Here is a 4,088-nt window from a genome sequence, read left to right as displayed (position 1 = left end):
TATTTGTGTCCTGTCTTGTCCTTTAATGTATTTCATGCCTGAAGGTACTAAATACCTGTATTTGTCGCTGTTGATATATGTCTGAGTTTTTAACAAAATATGGTTAGGTTTTTAGACAGTCTGACGGTGGCGGTATGAAAAGTTGCCGATTGCGGGTGATTTCCTGTCAAGTTATACAAAAGATGGTGCGGGCTACAACCCTTGAATAAACGACTGTCCCGGCAATTTTTTATACCGCGTGTTGTGTTGCGTAATTTTTTCACGAAATCCAAGAGGATATTATCATTATTGTCCATCCATTTTCCGTTTTCTTTACTAAATATTCCTCACCCCATGTGTTAAAACTTCTCGTAAAAATATAAGTATCTATTTCGTCATCAACCTTAAAGAGTGGCGATATAGACATATCATTCAATTCATTTCGAAATAATCCTTTAGATTTTTCATATTCTTTCTCAGAGAGAATAATTACTCTTGTTGATTTTGGCTGAATGCTTTGAATGTCTGGATTATCAGTTACAATTAATATTGTTTCGGTTGTATCCGTTGCATAATTTATCAGTGGCGTTTTTAATGAAGAAATTACTAATCCAGTTGTATCAAACATATTTGTTTCCTCATTCACTGCAGATTCAAATATTACTGTTTTATCAGTTCTTCGCACATTTAATCTTGGATTTAAGTCTAAATCGTCTGTTATTCCGTCTCCGTCAGTATCCTTATTATTTAGGTTTGTATAAAATTTTGTCTCCACGATATCAGTTAATCCATCACCATCAGTATCCTTTCGTAATGTCTTCAAATCAAGTGTCAATAAAAGTCCGTCTTTGACAACTTCATAAGTTGGTCCTGGTCCAGGATGAGAAAATGGAGATAACTGTCGAAGAAGACAAGTTTCAATTTGCAATTCTCTTTTTGAATTAATCAACGGCAATTTTGAATACCACTTTATATATAAAGGTTGTTGTTGAACAATCCCTGTGTATAAATATTCCCATGATTCACCATTATTTGCAGAATAAGCAACCCAAATCCCAGACTCTCCAAAATATCTGTTTTCGTATTTACTACTCACATAAATAAATGCTTCAGCTTCTCCATTTTTCTCATATTTTAAAATCTGGCTTTTTTCTATTTCTCCTACATATTGAGGCTCTGGAGTAATCATTGAATCTCTGTTTGCAGGATTAAACATGATTTTATAAATGGAATCTTGATAAGGTGTAAGATACAATGAATCAGAATAAGGTGTATAATCAGCAATATCTTCTAAGTCAAAATGGGCATCCTTGAAACCCAAAATATCTTTTTTACTCAATGGCTTAAAAGGCTTATAATTTAACTTCTTATAATATTTTTCACGCTCTTTGCTCTTATATTCTTGTTCTTGTCCAAATGAAAAAACTGGAATCAACAGAATCAATAATATGGTTATATGTTTGTTCATGGTCTTTTTATTATTCTGACTAACGTCAAATTTTGTTTTTTTTTATCTTGTATCCCTTTATTCATAATGCTTTCAGCTTTATTTGTATCTGAAAATTTTCAAAAAAGTGCTAAAATTTTGTCGTTAGCAACAGTATTTAATAAGCTCTGGAGAAATAGATAATTTGCGTTTAAATCTATTTCGGAAGTGCTTATGTGGGGAATGCAACACAACGGTCACTTGCAAGTTGTCGTTGCGGATTTCGAAGAGCGTCAGTGTCCGATAGGACATGACGGTCAAGAAAGGAGCGGAGACAACGCACACCACTGCACCCGCAATGCAATTTGCAATTTGTTAGCAACTGGGTTTTCATCTTTTTCATTTTTAATTCTCAAAGTTCTCTGGTTAAGTCAACAATCATCGGAATATTTGATTTTACACCTTTCCCAGTTACAATCGCATGATATTTAGTCAAATTTGGTAAAGTTGTTACTAAGTCTTTGCCTAAATAATTACCAATAAATGTAAAGCTTGTTTCATCAAAAGCTTGAAAACACAATACCGTATTACATTGAGTCAAAACCGTTTTAGAAACATTTGCAGTTCTCTGAGCAATAACAAGTAATCCAACACCATATTTTCTGCCTTGCAATGCTATCTGTCCAATTTTATTAACGATTGCTTTACTGCTTCCAAAGTCTCCTAAATCACCTATGAAAGATGTCTCAGGAACTACTGTGTGAGCTTCTTCAAGTACAAGGCATATTCTTTCAGCGCTACCTTTCTTTGCGATATTGAATACATTCTCAAGAAAAAACTGTGTAAATTCAAGAATAAAGGTTGTGTTGGATAAATCAGGCAATTCAAATATTCCAATTTTATTCTCACTTTCAATGAATTCAATAATGTATTCATTAAGCTTACCTTGAATTTTATGTTTCAAATCAAGAACAGCCTTTGAGTTTTTACTTTTTGTCGCAGTTTCTTTTTCTGCAATCATTTCTTCTATCTGTGTAACTCCATTTGCATCATGAAGAATTGATTTTGGATTTAATCCTTTTAATTTCTCATGATACTCACCGGTAAAATCCACACAAATTATCTTCGTATCAATTCTAAGTTCCTTTAAAATCTCAAAGGTTATAAATGATTTTCCAGAACCAGTTACACCTAATAATGCAAAATGATGACTTATTGCATCATGTAAATTAATAACAACTGGTAAAGTTGTATTGGGAATAATACCTAGTTTGTATTCGGGATATTCAAATGCAGGTGGTACAATTTCAGATGTGTCTGCTATAAGTACAACTGAATTAATATCTGGCACCCATCCATGTTTTTCAAATGAATAATTTTCATTATTCCATTTTCCCAATTGTATTGCTTGACCTTTTATAAAGCCAGTTTCATTTTTCTTCTCAACAATTTCTTCTTTTGCAATCCCTTGAATAATTTGATAGTAAATGGTTTTATTATTTAAATTGACTTCAAGTAAATCGCCTTCTGAAATCTCATTAGAGTTGTAACACTCAAAATTTATTTTCCCAATTTCTGAACCGTCAACGATAACACCAACGAATCGTTTTATAATTTTTTCAATATACTCATCATTTGAAATGCGATAGACAATATTTTTTTCAAAACTTTTCTTTAATGCGTCATCATGTTCTTCTTTGCAGAGTAAGATTTTAACCCACTTTTGGTCATTTAATAAAAATGTTTCCAGGATAAAGCCATAGCAGACAAGTGTTTCATCGTCTTGAACAGTATATTTAAATCTGACAATATCAAATATTTTGGCGTTCAGACTATCTTGAAACAACCTAACAAGAAAAATCTTCTTCGATTGAACACTAATAATTCTTCCAACAGCATCATCGCTGTATTTCTTTTTAATCGAAATTTTGTTGACAAGCTTCTGGGGGTCAGCTACAATTATAAACCACCAGAAAAGCATTAGTGACAAAACTTTAATATTATTGATTGAATAAAAAGTTAAAAGAAAATAAAGAAACATCGCTGAAAAAACCAATTTACCTTTTCCTAAAGTGGTTGCAATGTTTTTTAAATATTCACTGAGAATGTTTTTATAGTTGTCAGGACTTCTGTCATCATCATTTAGTATGATTGACAGGAAAGAACAAAGCAAAATAAAAACAATATATGAAAATCCCACCCACCATAGCCAAGCATGATTGTTGTCTATGAATATCTGTTTAACAGCAATAAATATGACAACAAGCGGTAATATATTTGCTAAAATATTTCTTGGTGAAGTATAATATTCTTCAATAAAAAAAGATGATACTAGCACCATAAATAAACCAGAATAGAACCATAAATTATTATCGCTCGTTGATGGGAAAAATTCACCAGTCAGCCATTTAGAAAGTATCAAAATGACTCCCAGTAAAATTGAAAAAAGTACCAGTTTGTTTTTTAATATTTTAATCATGGTTTATTTGTTTATGTTGAATGTCTTTTAACCTGTCTAGTCCTAGAATACGGCTACAGGTTAAACATTATATTAAGCTACATTATTAAACACCATATTTGGTGTTTTGTACCTTAAAGATACATGAAGCCTTTTATTATTATAAATTTTAATTGCGCTTTTTGTTGCCCGTTTTGCATGAGCTGTTGAAAAAAAGCATTGGTC

The 4,088-nt window shown here is 31.8% G+C and carries 3 protein-coding genes; all 3 read right to left on the bottom strand.

Translation table 11 applies throughout. The features are described from left to right. Positions 1-259 precede the first annotated feature (259 nt). The gene (locus D1164_RS23430; protein ID WP_119352336.1) at positions 260-1,447 is read right to left on the bottom strand and encodes a hypothetical protein; all 1,188 of its coding nucleotides are present in this window, start codon (positions 1,445-1,447) and stop codon (positions 260-262) included. Positions 1,448-1,817: 370 nt separating this feature from the next. Continuing rightward, positions 1,818-3,884: a helicase HerA domain-containing protein gene (locus D1164_RS23425; protein WP_119352335.1), complete on the bottom strand. Its 2,067-nt coding sequence runs from the start codon at positions 3,882-3,884 to the stop codon at positions 1,818-1,820. 72 nt (positions 3,885-3,956) lie between these two features. After that, the coding region (locus D1164_RS24265; protein ID WP_147372284.1) for an integrase core domain-containing protein at positions 3,957-4,088 on the bottom strand (132 nt) is incomplete at its 5' end.

It is taken from the genome of Mariniphaga sediminis (assembly GCF_003573545.1).
Classification (GTDB): domain Bacteria; phylum Bacteroidota; class Bacteroidia; order Bacteroidales; family Prolixibacteraceae; genus Mariniphaga; species Mariniphaga sediminis.
Note: the sequence above shows the minus strand (reverse complement) of the source record. Positions and strands in the feature narration are given on the sequence as shown.

What these genes read in the sequence shown, in the direction of transcription:
- D1164_RS23430 (WP_119352336.1), bottom strand. Translation starts at nt 1,447, where the DNA reads ATGAACAAACATATAACCATATTATTGATTCTGTTGATTCCAGTTTTT.
- D1164_RS23425 (WP_119352335.1), bottom strand. Translation starts at nt 3,884, where the DNA reads ATGATTAAAATATTAAAAAACAAACTGGTACTTTTTTCAATTTTACTG.